Genomic DNA, 26,433 nt, shown 5'->3' on the forward strand with positions numbered 1-26,433 from the left:
GAATATAAGTATAAAAAACTCTTGAATCATATGTTTTTTCAAGAAGATGGTTACTTGAGATTTGACTATGATCAGGAAAATTGCAATGGGCATATACATCCCTTAAATCATATAGATGTTAACTATAGTAATTCTTCGACTTTTAAATTAGGTTTAAAAGCAAGGGTTGACTTTCATGCCTTTTGGGATATTTTGCGTCCCGATACTAATTGTTTTTATTTAGAAAAAAGCTAGAACATTCATATCTATGGAACGTCCTAGCTCTAACTTTAACCCTGTAACACACTCACATCGGCTACAGCAGTAAACAAGCCACGTAACTGAGCCAATAAACGTAAACGGTTAGCTTTTAATTCAGCATCGTCTGCCATCACCATTACACCTTCAAAGAAAGCATCAATTGGCGCACGAAGCGCAGCAAGCTTAGATAACGCTTCTGTGTAGTTACGCGCAGCAAGTAAAGGCTGAACCACTGGTGTTAAAGCTGATAACTCTGCATAAAGCGCTTTTTCAGCAGCTTCAACTAGATTCGCTTCAACCACAGCACCTTCAGGCGTTGCTTCTTTGGCAAGAATATTCGCAACACGCTTATTAGCCGCAGCCAATGCAGCAGCTTCTGGCAAAGTACGGAAATGATTTACCGCAGTCACACGCTTATCAAAATCAAGAGGAGATTTTGGCGCAAGTGCTTGAACGGCTTGAATCACATCAACCGCAACGCCTTGATCTTCATATTTAGCACGGTAACGACCTTCAAGGAACGCAACGGCATCCGCACGTGTCTTGTCATGATCTTTAACTACATCACCATAACCTTGAAGCGCAAAGTTCACCAATTCTTCAATCGTCACATCAAGAATATTTTCAATGATCAAACGTAAGATACCGATTGCAGAACGACGTAATGCAAATGGATCTTTAGAACCTGTTGGCGCTTGACCAATACCAAAAATACCAACCAGCGTATCTAAACGATCTGCAAGCGCAATGGTTGTACCCGTCTTGGTTTGTGGTAATACGTCACCCGCAAACTTAGGTAAGTATTGTTCACCTAAAGCTTCAGCAACTTCATGATTCTCACCTTCAAGGCGAGCATAATACGTGCCTGCAATCCCTTGAAGTTCAGGGAATTCACCCACAAGTTCAGAGGTCAAATCACATTTAGCCAGTAACGCTGCTTTTTCAGCATCGGCTGCATTTGCACCTGTAATCGGTGACAAGGCAACGGCTAATTTCGCAATACGTTCTGATTTGTTCCAAAGCGTACCCAATTGCGCTTGGAATACCATATTCGCGAGTTTTTCTTTACGAGATGCAAGCGGTTGCTTTTGATCTTGTAAGAAGAAGAATTCTGCATCGGACAAACGAGGGCGTACAACTTTCTCATTCCCTTCAATAATTTGAATCGGATCTTTCGACTCAATATTTGAAATGGTAATGAAGTAAGGCTGTAATTTACCTTCAGCATTGATCAAACAGAAATACTTTTGGTTGTCCTGCATCGTGGTAATCAAAGCTTCTTGAGGAACCGCTAAATAGCGCTCTTCAAAAGTCGCACGTAAAGCAACTGGCCATTCAACCAAGCTAGTCACTTCATCGAGCAAATCTGCTGGGACAATCGCAGTTGCATTAACTTCATCAGCTAACTTTTTCACTTGATCTTGAATGGTTGCTTGACGCTTTTCAAAATTCGCAACGACATAAGCTTTTTCTAAAGCAGCAAGGTAGTCATTTGCATGCGCTAAAGTCACTGCTTCAGGCGCATGGAAACGGTGACCATAAGTCACGTTACCTGCTTTATGATCTTGAATGCTTGCTTCAACTACTTGATCATCTTTCAGCAATACCACCCATTTTACTGGACGCACGAATTCAGTACGACTTGCAGCAGAACGCATACGTTTTGCGATAGGTAAGTTGTCTAGCGCAGTTTGTAAAATTTGTGGCAGTAAAGCATCAAGGCTTTGACCTTTCACATCTTTCAAAAAGCAAACTTTTTCAACTTTACCTGCTTGGAACGTCGAAAGCTGATCAACCGTAATGCCTTGACCACGCATAAAGCCTTCAAGTGCTTTAGTTGGTTTGCCCTCTGCATCATAAGCGGCTTGAACAGCAGGGCCGTCAAAACGTTTTTGTGTGTCTGCTTGAGCAGCATCAATATCAACAATTTTTAATGCCAAACGACGTGGTGCGGCATAAGCTTCGATTGCAGCAAAATTTAAGCCTGCATCTTTTAAGCCTTTTTCCGTTTCAGCTTTTAAAGCATCACGTAAAGTTTTTAAGCTTTTTGGTGGAAGTTCTTCACAGCCAAGTTCGAATAAAACAGTATGCTTTGTCATTATTTATTCTCCTTCGCTTTTTCAGCTTGGGCTGCTTCTGCTTCAACTTGTGCTTTTAACTGCGCTAATACTTCATCACGTAAATGAGGTTCTGCCATTGGGAAACCGAGTTTCGCACGTGCAGCCACATAACTTTGCGCAATTGAACGTGCTAAGGTACGAACACGTAAAATATAACGTTGACGCTCAGTTACAGAAATCGCACCACGCGCATCTAATAAGTTAAAGCTATGCGATGCTTTAATCACTTGCTCATAAGCAGGAAGTGGAAGTTCAGCTTCCATTAAACGAGCTGCTTCAGCTTCATAGAAATCGAATAATTCAAATAATTTATCGACTGGCGCATATTCGAAGTTATAGGTCGATTGTTCCACTTCATTTTGATGGAATACATCACCATAAGTCACTGTGCCGAACTGACCTTTGGTCCAAACAAGATCGTAAACTGAGTCTACACCTTGAAGGTACATCGCAAGACGTTCTAAACCGTATGTGATTTCACCAGTAACAGGGTAGCATTCAACACCACCGACTTGCTGGAAGTAAGTGAACTGAGTCACTTCCATACCATTGAGCCAAACTTCCCAACCTAAGCCCCAAGCACCAAGAGTTGGAGATTCCCAGTTGTCTTCTACGAAGCGAATATCGTGAGTCAGGGTATCGATGCCGATCGCTTTTAACGAATCAAGATAAAGCTGTTGGATATTATCTGGATTCGGCTTAAGTACCACTTGGAACTGATAATAGTGTTGTAAGCGGTTTGGGTTCTCACCATAACGACCATCTTTTGGACGACGTGAAGGTTGAACATATGCCGCGTTCCAAGTTTCTGGACCTAATGCACGTAAGAAAGTTGCAGTGTGGAATGTCCCTGCACCCATTTCCATATCATATGGTTGTAATACGACGCAGCCTTGCTCCGCCCAATAGTTTTGTAGGGCAAGAATTAAGCCCTGAAATGTATCAATATGCGATATAGCACGACTCATGGTGCATCCACTGGAATCAAACAAAAATTGTGGTTAAGTATAAGGATTTTGATGGTGAGTGGCAAAGGCTAGTTAGTGAATTTAAGCTTTGAACAGGTTTTAGATTTATTTGTTATTCTAAGTAATAAAATCCAGTTGGTCAGGGCAAATGTGAGTGAGAAGAAACAGAAAATAAGAAAAAAACCGAATGGGATAATATTAATCTGAGCAGTATTTAAAATCATAATTAGGTTAGGGACAATAGCGGTAAATAAGACTGCATACGCAATAATCGAAAAGAAATTGAGGACGTTATATTTTTTCAATAAAACTTGAACTAAATAGGTTGGAAGGAAAACTAAGATGAAGTAGATCAATACAATACAAAGGATGGCAAGGAACATTTCGTAGAATACGTTCAATATTTCTATAGAAAAGTAATCGTTAGGTGCGAAAAAAATGGACAATATAAAAAATATTGGAATACCAGCATAGAACGGAGTTTGAATCAAACAACGCCAAATTTGATCTTTACTGACATCAAGCCGTTGGGTAAGTAATTTATAAAAACTCAGGATCATTGTTTTATCTAAATGAAAGGGTTAGGAAAATTGGTTGTCGCTAATATTTAACTAATCAACTATACGTCACCTCATGACGCATTGCATCTCCCTTGCTCTTAATTTCACAATATGAAAATGCTAATTTTTAAACGATATTCTCTGTTCTCATCAGGTCGTTTGAAATGTCTGATCGCATTCGTGAAAAATTGCAAATTCTTGCGGACGCTGCCAAATATGACGTGTCCTGTTCATCCAGTGGCAGTGACCGTAAAAATAAAGACAAGGGCCTAGGTGATGCCAGTCGGTCAGGGATTTGCCATAGCTATACTGAAGATGGTCGTTGTGTTTCATTACTTAAAATCCTGTTCAGTAATGTCTGTATTTTCGACTGTGCTTATTGTGTGTCACGCCGTTCTAATGATGTCAAACGCGCAGCATTTACCGTACAAGAAGTGGTTGATCTGACCATTAATTTTTATCGTCGTAATTATATAGAGGGATTATTCCTTAGCTCAGGTATTTTTAAATCCGCAGACCATACGATGGAGCGGATGCTTCAAGTGGTGAAAAAACTACGTCTAGAAGAAAATTTTAATGGTTATATTCATCTTAAAACCATTCCCGGAGCATCGCCTGAACTGATTCATGAAGCAGGGCTTTATGCGGATCGTATGAGCATCAATTTAGAAATGCCCACTGAGATCGGATTAAAAGCATTTGCCCCTGAAAAATCACATCAAGAAGTACAAAAAGATTTAGGTCTAGTTCGAGATCGACTGATCCAACTCAAAGATGAACGTCAAATTATCAAGCATGTGCCGAAATATGTACCCGCAGGGCAGACCACACAAATGGTGGTGGGCGCACATCAGGAAACTGATCAAGACGTACTTGTAATGGCAGATCGACATTACAAGGAATTTAAACTGAAACGGGTGTATTTCTCAGGTTATATTCCAATCAACACAGAAAATAATTATCTTCCTGCTGTCGGTTCAGCACCACCTTTGTTACGTGAAAATCGTCTTTATCAAAGTGATTGGTTGATGCGTTTTTATGGTTTTGAAGTCAATGAAATCGTCAATGAAAAACACCCACATCTTGATTTAGATGTAGACCCAAAACTGAGTTGGGCGTTGCGTCATCCTGAGCAGTTTCCAGTGGATTTAAATCGTGCTGACTATCGCATGATCCTTCGTGTACCCGGCATCGGAGTGAAATCAGCCAAGAAAATCGTACAAGCACGACGTTTTGGAAAGGTGCATATTGATTTGTTGAAACAACTCGGTGTGGCGTATTCACGTGCTAAGTTTTTTATTCGTTGTGAAGATAGTCCACGGTTTCAAAAAGAACTTTCTACGACTGATATTCGTCAGCAAATATTAACGCAGGGTTCATCTAAATACGTGAAACAACTGTCACCACAGCTGAGTTTAGGATTCTAAATATGCTCAGTGATGCTGTGGTTTATTATTACTTTGATGGTTCAATGGTCGGTTTGCTCAACTGCGTATTTCGTGCGTTCCAATTTAAAGAATTCCACGTGCAACTCTGTTTAAACCAAGGTGCACAGCATGGCTTATTCGCGACGGTGGTTGAAATTCCAAATCATGAGCAACATGCAGCACGTGTTTGGTCAGCCTTACAGCAGAAATTGTCGTATTCATCTTTGAGACAATTTTATTTTGCCTATTTATCAGAATCCTTGGATGCCTATCAGCATTTATTTAATTACAGTATCTATGTCTTTCGGCATCAACATTCAGTTGAGAAGAATTATTCGCATCCCAGTGTTTTGGCGATTTCACAATGGACCAAAAAGGTGGGACGTGAAAAGCATCGCATGGAAGCTTTTGTGCGTTTTAAGAAAACCACAGATGGATTGTTTTTAAGTTTGGTACGTCCTGATTTTAATGTATTGCCTTTGATTCAACCGCATTTTAAACGTCGTTATCAAGATCAACGTTGGTTGATTTATGACGAACAACGCAAATATGGATTGTATTATGACTTACACGAGATCCATGAAGTCTCTTTAGAAGCCCATCAGATTGACCGTAATATCGAAAATGGTGCCAGTCAAAATTTCCAATTAGAATTAGATGAACACGAAGAATTATATGATCAGCTTTGGAAAGATTATTTTAATAGTATCAATATTAAAGAGCGTCAGAATGTGAAATTGCATGTGCAGTATTTACCAAAACGTTATTGGCGTTATCTCAACGAAAAAATTATCTAAAGGATTTTATTAAATAATACAGCTCCTTAGAGTTTGATTTTAAGGAATAGGCTTTGTGAAGACTGAAAAAAATAAAAGGAAGCATTAATTTTAAGTAAATGTTATGTTATAACGTTTCAAAATTAATACAAATCAGTCCAACAGGAAAAATAAGCATGAATAGGTTAAAACAAACTTATCTACTAAGTGTTTTATTCAGCAGTGTGTTGTTGTCAGCATGTGGGGGGAGCAGTAACTCATCTAGCTCATCATCAAATACACAAAAGCCTGAACAGCCAGCTCAAAGTCATGAAGGTCGTCTAGCGATTGCCAATGCGGATACAGAGCGTCCTTCGTTATCGGTCTATGATCTTAAAGATCAGAAAGTGATTGATACCAAAGCATTAAATTACATGCCTTCAGCGATGTATAGCAGCCCTCAATTACGTTATGCAGTGATGTTGAGCCGTAATAATGGGGTGGTGCAATTTGCTGATGGTGGTGTCTTTACGCAAAGCAACCAACTCAAAATCAATACACCTAATATCTTAACGTTCCAATTGAGTGGTACGACACCTGCCCATTATCGTAGTTTCAATGGTACGGCAGCATTGTTCTATGATGGTAGTGCTTCGGAGGTGTCTAAGTTTGAAGTGTTTACAGATAGTATGATTGCACAAAAAAGTATTGCGACTCAAAAACTACCGAAAGGACATCATGGTGTTGCTGAACCACGTGGCGAGTATGTGTTAAGTACTTATATGCCGACAGATGCGAGCACATTAAGCATAGTCAAAAGCTATCATATTCATGGTGATCATTTCCATGAAGAGCAGACTTTAACCAATCCATGTAATCGTTTACACGGGGCAGCCTCGATTGCTAAATATGCTGCATTTGGCTGTGAAGATGGTGTTTTGGTCGTCGAACAAAACAAAGATAAATTTGTAGATAAAAAGGTTTTTATTGACCAACGAATTTCTACCATTGCAGGGCATGAAAAAATCAATCAGTTTGCCGCTTTTGCATCAGGTACACATGCTTTATTTATTGTTGATCCTGAAAAATTAAATGCAACCAGTTTAAATTGGTCAGCAGATGCAAAAGAGTTGGATGGGACAACGGCTGTTCGACGCTTACAGCAAAGCTTTGATGCAACTGGGCGTTATCTCGCGATTTTAGATAGTATGGGAACTGTGCATGTGATTGATACGCAAACTTGGCAACGATTAGGTCAAATTCAGGCGATTAACAATGTTGTTGGTACTGAGCTTTCTAAAAGTCGTTTAGTGGTCAATGCTGCTTCGGATACCATTTTTATCAATAACACTGAAGCAAAAACCATTATTGAACTTGATTTGAAAAACTTGAAAATCAAACAAACCATTCAATTAAATGATGTGCCAAACACCTTTACTTGGTTGGGTGTTGCAAAAACGAATTAATTCATTTGTTAAAAAAACAGCCCGCATTGCGGGCCGTTTTTTTATTTGGACTTTTTCAAATCGATAGATCTTTATGCCTCAAAATTAGAGGAAGAAAAGATAGATAAAGATCGATACAACCGCCACGCATAATATATTCAACATAAAGCCGACTTTCATCATTTCACTTTGTTGAATATGTCCAGTACCAAATACAATAGCATTTGGTGGCGTTGCAACAGGAAGCATAAAGGCACATGACGCACCGATACCAATCACAATCACAAGAATTTCTTTTGGTAACCCCATCTGTGCAGCGATTGCAGCAAACACAGGAACTAGTAAAGCTGCTGATGCAGTATTACTGGTCAACTCGGTTAAGAAAATAATAAAGGCGGCAACAACAACGATGACAACGAACGGAGATGCATCGCCGAAAGCATTTGCCAGCGTTTGACCAAGGACTAACGAAGAACCTGAATCTTTTAAAACCGCACTTAACGTTAGACCACCACCGAATAACATGAGTACACCCCAATCGGTGTTATCTGAAATATCTTTCCATGTGGCAATACCTAATATCACCACCATACACGCAGCGCTCAGAGCGACCCATGTATCTGGTTGGCTGATTCCGAATTTCTCACTTACACTTTTGCCAAAAATCCAGCCGATTGCAGTGACAATAAATAAAATCATGGTCAGTAGACGGTCGCGGTTCCAAGGAATCGATTCAGCTTTAAATTCAACTCTGTGATTTAATTTAGGGCGCAAAATGAAATACAAACTGACGAGCATGGCTGGGAAAATTAATAACATCAGCGGTAAACCGATTTTCATCCAGTCTGCGAAATCGTAACCTAAAGCTTTTGCTGCAATGGCGTTTGGTGGTGAGCCAACCAACGTCCCTAAACCGCCAATATTGGCTGAATACGCAATACCTAGTAGAATAAAGACGAAAGTTTTACGTTCTTTGGCAACATCCAAATGCGTTAATAAACCCAATGCAAGTGGGAGCATCATCGCTGCGGTTGCGGTGTTAGAAATCCACATTGATAAAAATGCAGTCACAATACAGATCGCCAAGACCGCTAAACCTAAATGCCCTCGTGATAAGGCAATCACCCACATCGCGATTTTTCGATCAAGCTTTTGCACATGTAAGGCTGTTGCTAAAGCAAAACCGCCAAAAAATATGAAAATAATCGGATCGGCGAAAGTACTTAGTGCTTTAGTTGTCGTGATTGGACTGACTTCATCATTACTACCCACACTTGGCATTCCGATGAGTACAGCGAGTACAGGAACCAGCAGTGCTGTAATGGTGATGTGGATTGCTTCGGTGAGCCATAAAACACCAATAAAGAATAATAAACTTAAACCTTTGTTGGCATTTTGCTCAAAAGGGAGAATTTCATATAAACCGAATGACAGCAGGGCTGCAATCGCAATAATCACCCAACCGCGTAGTACACCTTTCGGCATTGCATTGGTTGGTGTTTCTAAGTGAGGAACATTCATACAATATCCTTATTTGTGTTGTTATTTGCCACAAAGCTACATTTGGCAGAATAACTGTATTGCTCGCAAATATATCGTAAATACTAACTTCGATCATCCATGTAAAATCTTTCAAAGAGTTGTGTGATTTACCCAACTCATCTCATAGATGTTGAGATTAAATTTTTGTTGCTAACACAGGGATTGGATTAGAAAAAAATGATCATTTATGGGTGGAATAAGCCCATTATGCAGATAAAATTTAAAATTAAACCTTTTTAATCAATCCCTTATGTTTTTAAGCATCGTCCTGTCTTTGAAAGATGAATTTCAAAGATTATGCTGTCCAGTTTTTGAACGTTTGAATTTTATTGTATTTAAACACAAATGGATATTTAGTTTTTTGATAAAAAAATGAGAGATATTTATTTCACTTATAAAACGATGTTTAATTTTAATTTATTGTTTTTTAATAATAAATCATGTTTTGTTCTGGATTAGACTTTAGTCTAATCTTTACTTAAGTGCTGCAATATTAAACGCTTACGGAGGGGGGAGCCTATGTTTTTAAGGTGTAACCTAAATGCATCTTTCTCATAATTCAACATATAATTGTGCGATTGATGATAATGATATGCTTCCAGCAAGGTGCATTGTGAGCTCGACCCGATCAGACTGGCTAAATTTGCTTAAACCAAACTACAAAGTTCTACCGATAAGAGAGCGTCTCCTTTCAGCAATTGGCGCCTTATGCGGTTTGGCAATTTCCTCTTTGTTAAGCTGGCATGTTTTAGACGGTATGAATGCTTGGTATATTGCGCCTATGGGAGCCTCATCTGTTTTATTATTTGCTTTACCAAGTAGCCCTTTGGCACAACCTTGGAATGTCATTATCGGCAATACGCTGGCAGCCTTTATTGGGGTGGCATGTGTTGAGTTACTGCCTGATTTAACCACTGCTTTCAGTGTTGCTGTGGGACTGGCAATATTTGTGATGATGACGACTGATTCTTTGCATCCGCCGAGTGGTGCTGTGGCAATTACAGCGGTATTGGGAGGGGAGGCTGTTCATCGTTTAGGTTTTTATTTCATTCTTTATCCTGTATTGCTCAACACGGTTATATTATTGCTCTTTGCCGTTTTGTTTAATCGTGTGATTGGGCGTCATTATCCAATGACCGCACATGTCAATGCACGTTCTAAGGATCCAACGCCAACTCAAAAGGTTTCTATTCAACCAAAAGATATTGAATATGCGCTAGAGCAACACACGGAGTTGCTCGATATTAGTCAATATGACTTAGAAAAAATTATTTTGGATGCACAAGAACGTGCACAAGGGCGATTGCATCTTGATTTTGTCTGTCAGGATATTATGAGTAAAGATGTGATTAAGTTGCATGAAGATGATGATATTCATCAAGCCTTAGATAAATTTAAGGCAGTGAATTTGATGAGTTTGCCAGTTGTAAATAATCAGAATCACTTAGTCGGGACACTTGCTTTATATGAAGTAGTCGAGTGGTTTAAAAATGCCACAGATCCGCGAAACTCTTGGCAGCATTACGTCAAACAAATTATGCATCGTCGAGTAGTTACGGTGGATCCACGACAACCGATTCAGGATTTACTCCCTTACTTTGTAGAGAAATCATTTAATTATATTCCTGTGGTTGAAGAACAGTGCTTGATCGGGATGATCAGCCGTGCAGATATGATTGCTGCTTTGCAACAGCAGTTAAGCCAATAAATTTTGACTAAAAAAAGCTACGGTTGTATTAGGGGTGAACTCAACCGTAGCGACCAAAAGGTAAGGGGAAGATTAGCGGTTTATATTTTTCTCTTCATAAATCGTTTTTACAGGTTGTTGATAACCTTGTACCTGTGCAGTTTGGGTATCCTGCTTTTTAGGAATAACCAACCATAAAATGAGGTAAACCAAAATCCCAGGAAACGCTGCACTCATAATCGAGATCACAACAAAGATCAGGCGTAGTAAATTTGCATTCCAACCAAATCGTTCAGCAATACCGCCCATTACACCTGCGATCATGCTTTTTTGGTTTGAGCGATATAAACCAGAATTGGTCATCGATTTCTTCTCCTTAACTAAATGAAACCTCAGTAAAAAATAAACAATAGCTTTGTGAATTACTGATAATTATGAGATAGGGGCTATTCAGGTGATTTAAAGTTTAAATAAGAGATAAATTAGTTACGATGTGTAATTTCTTGCTGGAAAAACCAACAGTATCGCCTAAAATGCACCGACTTAAAGCAGGTCGCTTTGTCCCTTGTGCTACAGTCCTATCGCTTTGCCGCAGTATTGGTTGAATGAACATTCAATAAGCCAGTACTCTGATGTAATTAATACACTTATCGTTTATCAAAGATCTAAGTGTAATGTGCGATAGCCATGTTGTTGATGTTAGAGATTTGTGGATATGCAGTTCCGGTTGTCCTTCCCGCATTTTAGCGTAGGAATCCTTTTGGTTTTGGGTTTAAGTGCTTGTGATCGTCAGCACCCAGAGTCAACCCAGCAAGCCCAGACACAACCAAGCCATGAGGCAGATGAGCAGTCAGTGGTCGCTGAAGGAATGTCCCTAACGAAAGTTGCAGGGCAAGCATCATTGCCTTATTCAGGAACTCCAGTGCGTAATTTGACTCAGCCCTCAGAAGCGAGTTTGGCGTATGTGGGACGTTACCATGCTCGTATCCCATGTACTGATCCTTTTGCGGGTTGTGTCAATCATGAAAATGAGGCGGAGTATATTCTCAATCTGCTTGAAGATGGTTCTGTGTATTGGACCAATACCAGTTTTGGCCGTTTAGGGGTAGATCCTTCACGCAATGTGACGAAAATAGAGCAAATGTGTAATCAAGTGCAATGGTATGCGCATGAAGCACAGAATGAAATTATGGTGCGTTGTGATGCTGCCAATATCAGTCTGTATTATCAGATCAATCAAGATAGAGATCTGGTCTTAGATTTAGATAAGTTATGGCATGCAAATAACGGAGAGAATCAAGCATTCTTTAAAGAGTACCCATTCCCGAAAAAAGCGTATGTTTTTAAACGAGTCGGTTAAAGTAAAAAAGAGCGCTTTAAAGCGCTCTTTTTATTTATCAGTTTAGATTGAATTAATAATCGAAGCTGAAATGTTCTGGTGCTAGAGAAGTCAAGGTGCGAGACGGAGTAACCATCGACTCTGCATGACCTTGAGCACGTGGCAACAAACGATCAAAGTAGAAATCTGCAACTTTGATTTTTGCTTTATAGAACTCAGGTGTTTCAATACCGTTACCAGCTTCTAATTTTTCAAAAGCGATTACAGCTTGTTGAGCCCAGAAGTAAGCCATCATGACATAACCAGAGAACATCAAGAAATCTACAGAAGCAGAAGATACGATGTCACGGTCTTTACGTGCAGCAAGCATGATGCGAACAGTCAATGTGTTCCATTGTGCACAAAGCTTAGTTAAGTCCCAAGCGAAGCGGCGTAGATACTTGTTGCGAGCATGTGTAGCACAGAATTTTAAGATTTCAGCAGTATAGTCACGAACAACTTTACCTTTTGAGCTTAAAAGAACTTTACGACCAATTAAGTCAAGTGCTTGAATACCCGTTGTGCCTTCGTACAGTGTAGAGATACGCGCATCACGTGCGATTTGTTCCATACCCCATTCACGGATGTAACCATGACCGCCGTAAACTTGCATACCGTGATTCGCTGCTTCTAAACCGAGTTCAGTCAAGAAACCTTTAAGAATCGGTGTATAGAAACCTAATTTGTCATCGTATGCTTCGTAAGCTGCTTGGTCGCCGTTTACAAGAGCATCCGTCATTTTATCAGCAAGTTTTGCAGCATGATAAATCATGGCACGACCGCCTTCAGCTACAGCTTTTTGAGTTAAAAGCATGCGACGAACGTCTGCGTGGTGAATGATTGCATCAGCAACGCGCTCTGGCTCTTTCTTACCAGAAAGTGCACGCATAGACATGCGGTCTTTCGCATAAGGTAAAGCACCTTGGAAAGAAAGTTCAGCGTGTGCGATACCTTGAACAGCTGTACCAATACGTGCAGTGTTCATAAAGGTAAACATTGCATGTAAACCTTTGTTGATTTCACCGATTAAGTAACCAGTTGCGTTATCAAAGTTCAATACTGCTGTTGCTGAGGCTTTAATCCCCATCTTGTGCTCGATCGAACCACAAGAAACCGTGTTGCGCTCGCCTACGCCACCATCGGCAGTCGGGATGAACTTAGGTACGATGAATAAAGAGATACCACGAGTACCAGCAGGTGCATCTGGAAGACGAGCAAGTACGATATGGATGATGTTCTCTGTTAAATCGTGTTCACCTGCAGAGATGAAGATTTTTGTACCAGAGATTTTATAAGTACCGTCAGCAGCAGGTTCTGCTTTAGTTTTTACTTGACCTAAGTCAGTACCACATTGAGGCTCAGTTAAGCACATTGTGCCAGACCAAGTGCCTTCAACGAGTTTAGGCATATACGTATTTTTTTGCTCATCCGTACCGAACTGCATGATGGTGTTCATACAACCTGTACTTAAACCAGGGTACATGGTGAATGACCAGTTAGCAGTACCCATCATTTCAGACTTGATGAGGTTTAGAGACATTGGTAAGCCTTGACCACCAAACTCTTCAGGATAAGAAAGACCTTGCCATCCACCCATTACAAACTGGTCATACGCTTCTTTAAAGCCTTTAGGCGTAGTCACTTCACCGTTGTTGAATGTGCAACCTTCTTCATCACCAGATTGGTTTAGTGGAGAAAGTACATTTTCGCAATAATCTGCTGCACCTTCCAAAATCATATCTACAGTTTCAGCATCCGCGTTTTGACCACTTGTCAAAGTTTGGTAATGTGCTGGATAATCTAACATTTCGTTCATTAAGAAACGAACATCACGGAGCGGGGCTTTATATGCTGGCATAATCTTAATCCTGTATTTGAATCATTTTGGATTATCTGTTTCGATAATTTAGATTATTCACAATGGTAATCAAAATACATTGATAAGCCCAGTAGAAAAAAATGTCAGAAAAGCGAATTTTGTAAGGCTTTAATTCGTGAGTGAGTCCTTTTTTTATTTGATTTTTAAACGTAAGTTTACAATGAGAATAGGTCGGTTTTTTATTGAAAATATAATGATATAAGGGTGATTGGTAAAACTATGCGTTTAAAATATTTAACTTTATGTTTGTTGGGACTGAGTCTGTCAGCTTGTTCTCAGCATGTCATTAAAACCAATAATGCTCAGGTGGGGTTGGATCAAAAAGCGATTAATAGCATCAATGCGATGTATGAATATCCAAGTTATGATTATCGAGGAAAGTTTAATATCCAGGTTGAGCAAGATGGTGATCAATCAACCAATTCAAAAACCAAAGCAACGCTAGATACTGGGGTGAAGCAAAAAGTTGATCAATATTTGCGTGAGCAAAAAGTCAAGTTGAATCAGCAACAAAAACAAGCGTTATATGATGTATTGGCACAAGATAATCGTTCGTATGGTCAAGCCAAAGTGGATAAAGTGATCCAAGGAATGGCAACGATTTTGAATGATATGCAATTTGAATACGATGGTTCAGTGCATTATCGTCAAAAAATGGGATCATTTAATCTGACAGCGCGTTATGAGAAACCGACGCTATTGGTACAAGCCAAATTGCCTATGGTGCTGGATTTAAACGACCATAAGTTTTATGTCAATTACTTTGGCTTAATGCCGTATTTGGTGAATAAAGAAAATCAGAATAATTTAGCCTATTTCGATTTTTCTAAATATCAAGGTTTGATCAAACAAGTTGATTACAAGAAGTTTGTTGAGTATCTAAAAGCTTCAAGTGGCGTGTTTTATCGTTTAGCTGATCCGCAAAATATACATACCTTACCTGTGTCATCTAAAGAGCGTGCAGCAGGCGTCGTTGAAAAAATTCGCTTAAAAACCACTATTGAAGAAGCGATCTTACAATCGACGCTATATGGCAAGGTTAATGAAAAATATTTAATGCAAAGCATTTTAAATATCAATGAACAAAGCTTAGAAAAACTAATTGCAGATGAAGTTGATGCTCAAACTAAGACTAAAACAGTATCTTCTAAAAATGCCAAAACTTCATCGAATGATGCCAGTGTGGTGAGCCAGCAGCTCTATCGATTGGTGAATCAACATTTTGGTGTTGAAGATGATGTCTATGGTTCTGCTTCTGATGACGCAACTGTTGCCGCTTTAGAAGCCATGGCCGCGGCGGAATCAAGCCAAGCAGCTGCATGGGAAAGTGATGGTGAGGATCATGCCGCAGAAAGCGGCTATGGTTCCGAATCGGATATGGATGCTGCTGATGAAAGTGGTTTAAGTCGTGAGCAATGTGACTCTTTATCATCAAATCCTAAAATTACCTATGGCAATGCACAATTTTGCCAAAGTATGTATGGTATTGATGTGTTCAATCCAACACAGTCTAGTACCTCAAGTTTAATTTCTTATATCGCGAAATTAAGTGCATTAGAAGAGTTATTCTCTGTCTATAACCAAGCTCAGTTTATTGACGATCATGCGTTCAAAGCACTTTGGATGAAGCATCAGACTGAAATCAATCAAGCCTTGCCAGCGACTAATAAACGCAATCCATTGATCATGGATATTAGTTTGGATGAAAAAGGGCGTGCGATTAACTATGACTATGATTTAAATTACACTTCCCCAGAATTGCGATCGCGTGTGAACATTAAAGCGGATATGCAAGTTTTAAATTATGGGAAAGGCACGCCGATTGATCGAGCACAATTAAAACGTGCAAAGTCATGGTCAGAAGTAAGTAAAGGATCGATGTTTGAGCAAGCGATAGGGCGTTTCTCTGAAAAAATGGGGCAGTCGGGAATTGTCGAGCGTGCAGCCGAACCTTATACCCTTTCTTTAGATGATCAACTCAAAGTGATTGCAGCACAACGGTATGATGCAACACGCTCTTATGAGCAAACGTATAAAGCCGTATTTATTGCTAAATTAACTGAAAGCTCACCACAGATGGTCCAACGCTACTCCACTCAAGAGTTGCAAGAAATAGCAAGTGTTTATGCGTATTGGTATTCTAGTGAAGACGTCTATAATCCCAAAGGCACAGCACTCAAAACAATCGAAGCCTTACAGAAAAAACATCATTTAGAAGATGATGAACAATTCGATTACCGTTTGGGTGAGTCTGTGAATCGTATCGTGAGCGATGCAATGCATAGCGATCAAGATCGCCAAGCATGGAAAAAATTGCAAGGACAGTATAAACAGCCACAGCAGCTATTTGCTAAGCAGTACCAAGTTCAATTTGAACGTGAGAATGGTGCTTCAAGTGAGGAAAAAGTCTTACTAGAGCAGACGGCAAATATTCTAGGGCAAGTTTATGTCGCCGCACGTCATAACAAATTGACCTTGAAGACGATTCAAAATTTAAAGGTTGAACATGAAGAGTTTATTGATTATGAAATCTTTAAAGATGTTTATCAAAAGATGTTAATGGTTAAATAATACTCAGACCTAAAAAGAACCTGCATCATGCAGGTTCTTTTATTGGATTTACAAAAAATCTTTTAATTCAGGCTTAACCTTATTCCAAATATAAAAAGCTTCTATTGCTTGCCCAACCAGCATACCAAAACCATCTGTCGCTGGAACTTGGCGGGCTTGGGCTTGATCTAGAAAACTTGACGGTTTGCCATAGGCCATTTCATAAGCATGGTGGAACACAAGGCTTTCGGGGAGTTGTAACGCATCGCCTGTTAAGCTTGCCGATGTTGCGTTAATTACGATATCAAATTCGCCAGTGAGCTGTTCTAGGCTGATAGCCTGAAGTACTGCATTTGGTACAGCATCTTTTAAATCCTCAACCAATTGTTCTGCACGGGCTAAAGTACGGTTGGCGATCACGATGTGTTTTGCGCCAGCTTGAACCAGTGGATAAATTACGCCACGTGTTGCGCCACCTGCACCTAAAATGAGAATGCGGCTATTCTCAAGATTCCAACCTAAGGATTGAATCGCTGCAACCAGGCCTTGTCCATCCGTATTGTCGCCATATAGTTTGCCATCTTGCATCCATAAAGTATTTACGGCTTTGGCAATCTTGGCGCGTTCAGTCAATTGATCGCATAGCGCAAAAGCTTGCTCTTTAAATGGCACAGTGACATTCATACCTATACCATTTTGATTAAAGAACGCTTTGACTGCGGATTCGAAACCATCTAGTGGAGCAAGGATTTTTTTATAATTTAAATCAACACCTGTTTTTGCTGCAAAAGCATGATGCAATTCTGGTGAGCGAGATTGTTCGATTGGATTTCCAATTACAGCAAATTGTTTGGTCATGAGTGATTCACCAATATCAGGAAGAGGATCAAGTGCTAATGTTTCTTGGTCATAAGGAATCGGCAAACCAATTGATCTGTCGTAACCCCTCTATGGCTTGAAAGTCTTTCGTATTTCGAGTGACCAGTGTCAAGCCTTTAGCCATTGCGATGGCTGCAATCTGTCCATCAACAAAAGGAATATTATTTCCATTTTTTTGAGTTTGTATTCTAATTTCTGCATGAATTTTAGCGGCTTGTGCATCATAATCCAGAATAGGAATTAAACTCACCACATCATGTAAAAATTTGGTAATGAGTCGCTTGCGTTGTCCATCAGGCATTTTGAGCCAGCCAAACCGTAATTCATGCCAGACAATGCTCGAAATCGCAATTTCATGTTGAGCATGATAAAACTGTTGTAACACGGCTGAGTCCGGTTGAGATTTGGCTAATTCAGAAATAATATTAGTATCAAGTAAATAGCTGATCTGACTTACCATGAAAATTCACGTCCTTGGCTTGAGTCTCGCTCAGGATTAAATTCAGTATTTTCGGTATTTAATTCTTGAAGTGCTTGTTGGTGCCAGTTTTCCCAAGCCTGCATAAAGTTTTCTGGCTCACTTTGTAATTTTTGATATTCAGAATAAGAAAGAAGAACTGCAGAAGTGCGACCGTGTTGGGCAATAAAGGTTCTTTGGCCTTGTTGGCTTTGCTGAATTAATTTAGCCAGATTGGCTCGGGCATGTGTAAATGAGATATGTGACATTTTAAACCCTCTTCTTATTGTACATTTTATTGTACATTTTATTGGGGAGTAGTGTCTATTTTTTAATATTCAAAAAAATCCCTAATATACGATTAGGGATTGCTACTTGTTATTTTTGCAGATTTAACCAATCTCTCGGCTTTAAATAATAATCGGTAAGACGTTTTTCCGGGGAGTCAGCTTCCCACTCTGGACGATAAGACCAGCCCGCCAGATTCGGCAAACTCACGAGAATGGATTCAATCCTTCCACCTGTTTGTAGGCCGAATAAAGTGCCACGGTCATAAACTAAATTATATTCAACATAACGACCACGACGATACAGCTGAAACTCACGCTGTGCTTCGGTATATGGCTGTTCACGATGCTTTTCAAAAATCGGTAAGATTGCTTCTAAATAACCATTCCCTACGTCCTGTATATATTTGAAACAAGTTTCGAAATCCCACTGATTCAAATCATCAAAGAATAAACCACCAACGCCACGCTGTTCATCACGATGCTTTAAATAGAAATAATCATCACACCATTGTTTATGTTCAGCATAGACATTTTCGCCAAAAGGTTGACATAGGTCATAGGCAGTTTGATGCCAGTTCTTAACATCCTCATCATCTGGATAAAATGGGGTTAAGTCGAAACCACCCCCAAACCACCACACGGGATCTTGACCTTCTGGCTCTGCGACAAATAAACGCACATTGGCATGTGAGGTCGGAATATTCGGATTTTTAGGATGAATCACAAGTGATACACCCAACGCTTGTGCTTTTGCACCAGCGATTTGTGGGTGGCGTTCAGTGGCCGAAGCGGGGAGTTTACTGATATTGATGTGGGAGAACATGACCCCACCTTTTTCAATGACTTCACCATTTTGCAAAACCCGTGAGCGACCACCGCCACCTTCGGTTCGCTGCCAATCATCAATGATAAACTCAGCGGTACCGTCGCCTGCACGTTCCTGTTGCTCTAGTCCTGCACAAATACGTGCTTGTAGATCGAGTAAAAACTCGCGAACACGTTGAATATCAGCTGAAGTTGGATGCTGCATGATGATCCTCTTAAGGTGATCTAGGAATTAGTTACATCAAAACATAAATCCATAAAAAAAGTAAGGGATTTGGTTTTAATATTTACTTTTTAGATCAATTCGCTATCAACTAAGTGTTTAGTGCTTGCTGGTTATGTTTAGGGAGAAAGATTATTTTGTTCGATCAATTTGTTGATTTCTTCACCATACATCCAAGTATTTAGAATACCTTCTGAACTCTCTAAACCTGTTATATCCAAAAAATGTTCAAAAGTCGTAGCAACTTGTTCTCTATCTTCTGTATCTAAAGTATCAGGATTAATTTGATGGATGCCCTCAGAGAGAACCTTAAGCCGTTGTTCTTTGCTGGGGTGTTTAGAATGTTGATAGAGATGAATATAAGATTCAGCAGTTTGGGCTACTTTTTGGTTTAATAATTCTTTTAGTTTCTTATCTTCTACGCCTAAATATAGATAACCATCACTAGCAAAATGATCTTGTTTCTGAAATTGGTGTAGCTGCTCGATCACTCTATTTGATGAGTTATCGTTATGCTCATGCGCTTTAGTACAACCACTTAGTAACAGGAGACCTGTTACTAAGAAAATGCTTAATAATTTCACTTTTATGGATACTCTTATTGAATGAGCGGTATGACTTTAAACTTAGAAGTCATCTTTTTTATAAAGATGATCCATACGCTCACGTTTGGTCTTTAAATAATGTTCATTGAACGGATTACGACCTACAGTGAGCGGAACGCGCTCGACCACATTAATTCCAAGATCAGTGAGTGCTTTTAGTTTGAGTGGATTGTTCGTCAGCAATTTTACTTCTTTCACTTGCAGATGATCGAGCATAATGCTGCACATATCATAACGACGCGCATCAGCAGGTAGATTTAACAATAAGTTTGCATCAACGGTATCATGACCTTGATCTTGCAAGGCATAGGCACGGATCTTATTGGTCAAACCAATCCCGCGACCCTCTTGACGTAAATATAAAATTACACCTTGTCCAGCCTCATTAATTAGGCGTTGAGTGGCTTGCAGTTGAGGTCCACAATCACACTTTAATGAAGCAAAAGCGTCACCAGTTAAACACTCAGAGTGAATACGTACCAGTACGGGTTGATTGGGAGCAGTTTCTAAGCCTTTAGAAAGCGCCACATGCTCTTCACCTGTTTCTGGGTCTTGGAACACGGAAATATTGAAGTCACCAAAAGCAGTTGGTAGCTTTGATGTAGCAATAAATTCAATTGGCACAGAGAGCTCACTATTATGATTAAAACAGTGAAAGTATAGCTTAATGTGTGAAGATTGAGTGAATTGGAATTTCTGATTTTTTATATTGAGTTTTTCTTTTTCATACAAACCACACAATAATGGTTGATTAACAGTGACATAATTCAGGATAATCACCGAGCCAGTCACCAATGATTGGTAAAAGAATGTTCAGCGCTGCATCATTCGCACATGCGGCTGATTGAAGGTAGATCGTATTTAATTGTATGATTGCCCTCATTTAACCCAGCTTCGGATTTGCCAGGCTTAAAAAGGCTTTGCCACACTATGTTGTATACCGAAATTCCAACTCAACGCCCTGTTACGCCATTGTTAGATGGAATTGATCATCCGCAACAATTACGTCAGCTCGAGCAAAGCCAACTCGTACAAGTGGCGGATGAGTTACGTCAATATATTTTGTATGCAGCAGGGCAAAGCGGTGGTCACTTTGGCGCAAATCTAGGCGTGATTGAGCTTACTGTTGCTTTGCATTATTGCTTTAATACGCCACAAGATCGTTTGGTCTGGGATGTAGGGCATCAAGCATATCCACATAAAGTACTCACAGGTCGCCGTGAGCAAATCACGACGATTCGTACAAAAAACGGTTTAGCTGCATTTCCAGCCCGTGACGAGTCTGAGTTTGATACTTTTGGTGTAGGACACTCATCTACTGCAATTTCAGCTGGTTTGGGCATGGCGCTTGCGCGTCGCTATCAAAAAGATCCATGTGATGTAGTGGCGATCGTTGGTGATGGTGCAATGACTGCAGGTATGGCATTTGAAGCCATGAATGATGCAGTAGCTCATGATGCTGATTTAATTGTTGTGTTAAATGACAATGACATGTCTATTTCGTGTAGTACAGGTGGTTTTGCCAAACATTTGGCTGCAATCTGGGAAACAGGACATCTTGTTAATGTCAATGAACATGGCGAAGCCTATGTTCAACCCCACCCAAAATGGACTTATAATTCACGTTTGCATCAATCTGCAACAGATGCTGCTGATAATTTATTTAAAGCGATTGGCTTTGACTATTTTGGCCCATTCGATGGTCATGATGTTGAACAACTGACGCAAGTTTTTCAGGCATTGAAAAAACGCAAAGGACCACGTTTAGTTCACGTTTATACTAAAAAAGGTAAAGGTTTTGCGCCAGCTGAAGCTGATCCAATTACTTATCATGCAATTACTAAAATTGCACCAGTAACCTCTACAACCGTTAAGAAAGCACCACCAAAATATTCTGATGTGTTTGGACAATGGTTATGTGATGAAGCAGCTCAAGATCAGCGCTTATTGGCTATTACCCCTGCGATGTGTGAAGGGTCGGGTATGGTTAAGTTTGCCCAGCAATATCCTGAACGTTTTTTTGATGTTGCAATTGCAGAACAACATGCAGTGACATTAGCAGCAGGTATGGCATGTGAAGGATTGAAACCTGTTGTTGCGATTTATTCAACTTTCTTGCAGCGTGGCTATGATCAATTGATCCACGATGTTGCATTGCAAAATTTGGATGTAACCTTTGGTATTGATCGTGCAGGACTCGTTGGAGAAGATGGACCAACCCATGCTGGGGCATATGATTATGCGTTTATGCGGACTGTCCCGAATATGGTTATCATGGCACCAAAAGATGAAAATGAATGCCGTCAAATGCTACACACCGCTTATCATTTTAACGGACCTACGGCAGTAAGATATCCGCGTGGTGTCGGTTTAGGTGTAGAAATACAACAACAAATGACAGCTTTAGAGATTGGTAAGGCTGAGATTGTTGCTGAGTTTAATTCAAACGCAGATCAGCAAATTAGTGTTCTTGCATTTGGTAGTCGTGTTGCAGCTTCAATCGAAGCAGCTGAGCAATTTGCCAATCAACAAGCTGTTGGGGTGCGTGTGGTGAACATGCGTTTTGTGAAGCCATTGGATGAGCAATTACTGCGAGATTTGGCGCCATGTACGCAACTCTTTGTGACAGTGGAAGAGCATGCAGTGATGGCAGGTGCCGGTAGTGCTGTGAATGAGTTCTTGGCGCAAGCGAAGATTGTAAAACCAATTTTAAATCTGGGGCTTCCAGATGAGTTCTTACATCAAGCAACACATCAACAAATGCTTGCAGACTGTGGTTTGGATGCCAAAGGAATTTTACTTTCTATTGAACAAGCTTGGTTATGACACATAAGCATCTGTAAATACGTAGATAATTTTTAGTAAACATTTTTTACCTAAAAGCCCGTATATTTGATAGAATATGCGGGCTTTTATGCATTATTCTTTGTCAAAATCTTCAAATTTGTGGGTGTTCAATGGAACCTATGGTGGTTATGGCTGCGCGCGCAGCTCAAACAGTTGGTCAAGAGCTTTTAAAGGCTCATCAAAATCGTCATAAACTCGATTTACAAGTTGAAGAAAAAGGCATTGATGGTCCAGTAACGCGTGTAGATCGTTACTTGGAAGAACTAACAATTGATACCCTCCGTAAAAGTTATAAAAACCACAGCTTCCATGGTGAAGAGTTTGGTATGCAAGAAGGTAAAGGTCACGATGCAGATTGGTGCTGGGTGATTGATCCTTTAGATGGTACGCAAAACTTTATCAACGGTTTCCCACATTTCTGTATTTCTATTGCTGTACAACACAAAGGTGTAACTCAACACGGAGTGATCTACGATCCAGTACGTGATGAGTTGTTTTCTGCGAGTCGCGGTCGTGGTGCAGTGATGAATCAACGTCGTATTCGTGCCAATGTCAAAGAAAGTCTTGAAAACACTTTTCTTGCAGTAGGACATCCGTACCGTGCAAAACGTAATGGTGAAATTGTTTCTTATGCAGAGCAACACTTCGCTTCATTATTGGCAGTGACTAAATCTGGCGCGCAAATCCGTCGTGGTGGCTCAGCTGCTTTAGATTTAGCATATGTTGCTGCGGGTCGTTTTGATGGTTTCTTTGAACTAGGTTTAAAACCGTGGGATATCGCTGCGGGTGAATTGATTGTTAAAGAAGCGGGTGGCGTTGTGGTTGATGCTCGTGGTGGTAATGATTCATTTGATAATGGCCAAGTGTTGGCGTGTTCACTTAAATTGTTAAAACCATTGATGCAGACTGTTGTTCCAGCTTGGGGCGAAGCTGCAAAATAATTTGTAGACTTTTGAGAAAAGAGTAGCAATTGCTACTCTTTTTTTTGGAAAAGTGTCGGAATTAGAAGTAATTGAAATGCAATCAAGACCATTGTATTGATGAGATAGGCAGTCGAATACGGTGAGGCGTGCATAGAAAACAAAATAGCAAGAGTAAATTGTCCCATGACAATTAAACTGCACATGAGATAATTTAAAATTGGATGCTTTTCATTAAAACCCAATAAAAAAGAAAGTCCTTTGGCGATAAAATAGATAGAGAAAATAAGGCAATTAAACAGCACACCTGTAAATGGATATGTAAAGATATACTGTGGTTCATTCTTTATAAGAAATGGATCAAGTTGAAACCGTAATAGACAATATTGAGGCATCCTAAGATCCATAAAATGAATAATAATTTTAAAAGCATAGACGTTTTCAAATTTTTATTAGTGTATAAATATATTTAAGCTGAATTGTTATAAAATCAATAGATAATGGAAATAGATAGAAAAACCTATTAAAAAAGGTGACTTTTAAAATTATTCTGCTATAATCCGCCCACGCACTTAAATTCCAGTTCATTACCTGAACATTCAGTTCTATTCATATTATGCGCACGCTGTCCATAGAGAGGACCACATCTTGCGCCCAAATCGCTTAGCGATTCTTCAGGTTGAGGCAGTAATCAAGCGTGCGTTAGTCCACATCGTCGTTATTCGGATTGCCGCTGAATTTTATCTATTTTCAGCTTGAGTCGCTTTGCCGCTTGTTGCCGATGTCTATTTTTTGTATTTATTAAAATGGAGCACCCATTAGGGTGAAACTCTCTATGAGCAAAACTTTTGCCGAATTTTCTTTGCACGAAACCTTACAACAAGCTTTAGAAGGTTTAGGTTTCACTACACCAACTCCTGTGCAAGAACAAGCGATTCCAGCTGCGTTAGAAGGAAAAGATTTATTGGTTTCAAGCCAGACTGGTTCTGGTAAAACAGCAGCATTCTTACTTCCTACATTAAATGCTTTAGCGGGTCAGGAAACTTTTGTGCCATTTAAAGAGCGCATGAAAGCAGTGACTCAGCCAACGATTTTAGTTATTTCTCCTACGCGTGAATTGGCTCAACAAGTTAGCCAAGATGCGATTGCATTTGTACGTCACATGAAAGGTGTTCGTATCGCTGCAATTATGGGTGGTATGCCTTTTGGTAAACAAATTCAACAACTTAAAGGTGCACAAGTTGTCGTTGCGACCCCAGGTCGTTTACTTGACCTTGTAAATCGTCGTCAATTAAAACTTGATAAAGTTGAATCATTAATTGTTGATGAAGCAGACCGTATGCTTGATCTTGGCTTTGCTGAAGATTTAGAAGCGATTGGCGAATTAGCTGCAAACCGTAATCAAACATTAATGTTCTCTGCAACTTTTGCAGATCGTATTATTCGTCTTGCTGAACGTATGATGAATGATCCACAACGTATTGCGATTGAAACTGGTCACAGCACCAACACTGATGTAACTCAAACATTGCATTGGACTGATGGTTTTGAACACAAGAAAAAATTATTAACTCACTGGTTATCAGATGAGTCAGTAGATCAAGCTGTAGTATTTGCGAGCACGCAAGAAGACACAGACATGCTTGCTGAAGAATTGGCTGAAGCAGGTCACTCTGTTGTTGCATTGCATGGCGCGATGCCACAAACCGTTCGTAACCGTCGTTTACGTAGCATTCGTGAAGGTCGTGCAAAAATCTTAGTTGCGACTGACGTTGCAGCGCGTGGTTTAGACGTACCAACGATTTCACACGTGATTAACTTCGGTTTACCGATGAAAAATGAAGACTATGTACACCGTATTGGTCGTACAGGTCGTGCGGGTCGTACAGGTCAAGCTGTGACTTTAGCAACTTACCGTGAACGCGGCAAAATTCGCGCTTTAGAAGATTATTTAGATGCACGTTTGAATGTATCTGAAATTGAAGGTTTAGAGCCATCTCCACCTCCTGCACGTTCAGGTCGTGATGGCGGTGGTCGTGGTCGCGGTGGTCGTGATGGCGGCGGTCGTGATGGCGGCGGTCGTGGTCGTGGTGGTTTTGGCGGTGGTCGTCGTTTCGAAGGTGAAGGTAACTTCAAACGTCGTGAAGGCGGTGATGATCGTCCACGTCGTAGTTTCGATGATAAACCACGTGGTGAACGTCCATCATTTGGTGGTGAAGACCGTCCACGTCGTGAGTTCAATTCAGATCGCCCACGTCGCGAAGGTGGTTTTGAAGACCGTCCGCGTCGCGAGTTCAATTCAGATCGTCCACGCCGCGAAGGTGGTTTTGAAGATCGTCCGCGTCGTGAGTTCAATTCAGATCGCCCACGTCGTGAAGGCGGTTTTGATGACCGTCCAAAGCGTAGTTTTGGTGGTGAAGACCGTCCACGTCGCGAATTTAATTCAGATCGCCCACGCCGTGAGGGTGGTTTCAATGATAAGCCGCGTTTTGACTCGAATGATGACAACCGTGGTAACCGTGTAGATTATAAGCCACGTCGTGAAGGCAGCTTCGGTGATCGTCCAAAACGTGATTTTGGTGATCGTCCGCAACAGCGTGAAGGTGGTTTTGGTGACCGTCCAAAGCGTAGTTTCGGTGGTGGCGATGACCGTCCAAAACGTAGTTTCGGTGGTGGTGATGACCGTCCAAAACGTAAGTTTGGTAGCGATGATCGCCCGGTACGTGGTGCACGTGAAGAGACTTTCGGTGGCGACCGTCGTCGCAAAAACGATTTTTAATCGATAAAAACCGATGAAAAGAAAAAGCCAGTTGAAAAACTGGCTTTTTTATTTGTG

20 protein-coding genes and 1 pseudogene are annotated in these 26,433 nt (G+C 40.3%); 10 read left to right on the plus strand and 11 right to left on the minus strand.

Annotated features, from left to right (window positions below; all coding sequences use genetic code 11):
* Positions 1-234: pseudogene (locus HMPREF0023_RS16850) on the plus strand (hypothetical protein); the annotation flags it as partial.
* Positions 235-269: 35 nt separating this feature from the next.
* Here the strand turns inward: HMPREF0023_RS16850 and glyS are convergent.
* Both glyS and glyQ read right to left on the minus strand, forming a co-directional pair.
* Positions 270-2,339, minus strand: coding sequence for a glycine--tRNA ligase subunit beta (glyS, locus tag HMPREF0023_RS03160; protein WP_008941189.1), 2,070 nt, complete (start codon positions 2,337-2,339; stop codon positions 270-272).
* On the minus strand, positions 2,339-3,328 hold the full coding sequence (gene glyQ, locus HMPREF0023_RS03165) for a glycine--tRNA ligase subunit alpha (RefSeq protein ID WP_004641159.1): 990 nt from the start codon (positions 3,326-3,328) through the stop codon (positions 2,339-2,341). Before glyQ ends, glyS begins: the two co-directional genes overlap by 1 nt.
* A gap of 724 nt (positions 3,329-4,052) precedes the next feature.
* Here glyQ and HMPREF0023_RS03175 point away from each other — a divergent pair.
* From HMPREF0023_RS03175 to HMPREF0023_RS03185, 3 genes are all read left to right on the plus strand, one after another.
* A complete protein-coding gene (locus HMPREF0023_RS03175) occupies positions 4,053-5,315 on the plus strand; it encodes a putative DNA modification/repair radical SAM protein (protein WP_005086906.1) in 1,263 nt (420 codons plus the stop codon).
* A 2-nt stretch (positions 5,316-5,317) separates the two neighbouring features.
* Complete coding sequence (locus tag HMPREF0023_RS03180; protein ID WP_008941191.1) at positions 5,318-6,112, plus strand: TIGR03915 family putative DNA repair protein; 795 nt, start codon at positions 5,318-5,320, stop codon at positions 6,110-6,112.
* Positions 6,113-6,267: 155 nt separating this feature from the next.
* The gene (locus tag HMPREF0023_RS03185) at positions 6,268-7,536 is read left to right on the plus strand and encodes a YncE family protein (RefSeq protein WP_005088373.1); all 1,269 of its coding nucleotides are present in this window, start codon (positions 6,268-6,270) and stop codon (positions 7,534-7,536) included.
* A gap of 84 nt (positions 7,537-7,620) precedes the next feature.
* Here HMPREF0023_RS03185 and HMPREF0023_RS03190 read toward each other — a convergent pair whose 3' ends face one another.
* Positions 7,621-9,036, minus strand: a complete 1,416-nt coding sequence (locus HMPREF0023_RS03190; RefSeq protein ID WP_004641152.1) for an SLC13 family permease — start codon at positions 9,034-9,036, stop codon at positions 7,621-7,623.
* 634 nt (positions 9,037-9,670) lie between these two features.
* Between HMPREF0023_RS03190 and HMPREF0023_RS03195 the strand changes: the two genes are divergently transcribed.
* A complete protein-coding gene (locus HMPREF0023_RS03195; RefSeq protein ID WP_026056258.1) occupies positions 9,671-10,765 on the plus strand; it encodes an HPP family protein in 1,095 nt (364 codons plus the stop codon).
* Positions 10,766-10,837: 72 nt separating this feature from the next.
* Here HMPREF0023_RS03195 and HMPREF0023_RS03200 read toward each other — a convergent pair whose 3' ends face one another.
* Positions 10,838-11,107: a PspC domain-containing protein gene (locus HMPREF0023_RS03200; protein ID WP_004641148.1), complete on the minus strand. Its 270-nt coding sequence runs from the start codon at positions 11,105-11,107 to the stop codon at positions 10,838-10,840.
* 352 nt (positions 11,108-11,459) lie between these two features.
* Here HMPREF0023_RS03200 and HMPREF0023_RS03205 point away from each other — a divergent pair, with 352 nt between their 5' ends.
* Entirely contained in the window at positions 11,460-12,104 is a 645-nt protein-coding gene (locus tag HMPREF0023_RS03205; protein ID WP_004641147.1) for a hypothetical protein, read from the plus strand.
* Positions 12,105-12,156: 52 nt separating this feature from the next.
* Here HMPREF0023_RS03205 and HMPREF0023_RS03210 read toward each other — a convergent pair whose 3' ends face one another.
* The gene (locus HMPREF0023_RS03210; RefSeq protein WP_008941192.1) at positions 12,157-13,980 is read right to left on the minus strand and encodes an acyl-CoA dehydrogenase C-terminal domain-containing protein; all 1,824 of its coding nucleotides are present in this window, start codon (positions 13,978-13,980) and stop codon (positions 12,157-12,159) included.
* 240 nt (positions 13,981-14,220) lie between these two features.
* Between HMPREF0023_RS03210 and HMPREF0023_RS03215 the strand changes: the two genes are divergently transcribed.
* Positions 14,221-16,572, plus strand: a complete 2,352-nt coding sequence (locus tag HMPREF0023_RS03215) for a hypothetical protein (protein ID WP_008941193.1) — start codon at positions 14,221-14,223, stop codon at positions 16,570-16,572.
* Between the two features lie 48 nt (positions 16,573-16,620).
* Here the strand turns inward: HMPREF0023_RS03215 and aroE are convergent, their stop codons facing one another.
* The 6 genes from aroE to ribA form a co-directional block, all read right to left on the minus strand.
* Positions 16,621-17,409, minus strand: coding sequence for a shikimate dehydrogenase (aroE, locus tag HMPREF0023_RS03220; RefSeq protein ID WP_026056259.1), 789 nt, complete (start codon positions 17,407-17,409; stop codon positions 16,621-16,623).
* Between the two features lie 49 nt (positions 17,410-17,458).
* Positions 17,459-17,890 (minus strand): type II toxin-antitoxin system VapC family toxin, encoded by a 432-nt coding sequence (locus HMPREF0023_RS03225; protein WP_008941195.1) that lies wholly within the window; start codon positions 17,888-17,890, stop codon positions 17,459-17,461.
* On the minus strand, positions 17,884-18,156 hold the full coding sequence (locus tag HMPREF0023_RS03230) for a type II toxin-antitoxin system Phd/YefM family antitoxin (RefSeq protein ID WP_008941196.1): 273 nt from the start codon (positions 18,154-18,156) through the stop codon (positions 17,884-17,886). Before HMPREF0023_RS03230 ends, HMPREF0023_RS03225 begins: the two co-directional genes overlap by 7 nt.
* Positions 18,157-18,265: 109 nt before the next feature.
* Entirely contained in the window at positions 18,266-19,207 is a 942-nt protein-coding gene (gene hemF / locus HMPREF0023_RS03235; RefSeq protein ID WP_008941197.1) for an oxygen-dependent coproporphyrinogen oxidase, read from the minus strand.
* 137 nt (positions 19,208-19,344) lie between these two features.
* Positions 19,345-19,809 carry a DUF4844 domain-containing protein gene (locus HMPREF0023_RS03240; protein ID WP_008941198.1) on the minus strand — a complete coding sequence of 155 codons (465 nt, stop codon included), beginning with the start codon at positions 19,807-19,809 and terminating at the stop codon, positions 19,345-19,347.
* Between the two features lie 42 nt (positions 19,810-19,851).
* A complete protein-coding gene (gene ribA, locus HMPREF0023_RS03245; RefSeq protein WP_026056260.1) occupies positions 19,852-20,454 on the minus strand; it encodes a GTP cyclohydrolase II in 603 nt (200 codons plus the stop codon).
* A 306-nt stretch (positions 20,455-20,760) separates the two neighbouring features.
* Here ribA and dxs point away from each other — a divergent pair, with 306 nt between their 5' ends.
* The 3 genes from dxs (at position 20,761) to HMPREF0023_RS03265 (ending at position 26,376) form a co-directional block, all read left to right on the plus strand.
* Positions 20,761-22,656: a 1-deoxy-D-xylulose-5-phosphate synthase gene (gene dxs, locus HMPREF0023_RS03250; RefSeq protein ID WP_008941200.1), complete on the plus strand. Its 1,896-nt coding sequence runs from the start codon at positions 20,761-20,763 to the stop codon at positions 22,654-22,656.
* Between the two features lie 131 nt (positions 22,657-22,787).
* Positions 22,788-23,618 (plus strand): inositol monophosphatase family protein, encoded by an 831-nt coding sequence (locus HMPREF0023_RS03255; RefSeq protein WP_004641131.1) that lies wholly within the window; start codon positions 22,788-22,790, stop codon positions 23,616-23,618.
* An 814-nt stretch (positions 23,619-24,432) separates the two neighbouring features.
* A complete protein-coding gene (locus tag HMPREF0023_RS03265) occupies positions 24,433-26,376 on the plus strand; it encodes a DEAD/DEAH box helicase (RefSeq protein WP_008941202.1) in 1,944 nt (647 codons plus the stop codon).
* Positions 26,377-26,433 lie beyond the last annotated feature (57 nt).

Origin of the sequence: Acinetobacter sp. ATCC 27244 (genome assembly GCF_000156555.1) — a bacterium.
Classification (GTDB): Bacteria; Pseudomonadota; Gammaproteobacteria; order Pseudomonadales; family Moraxellaceae; genus Acinetobacter; species Acinetobacter haemolyticus.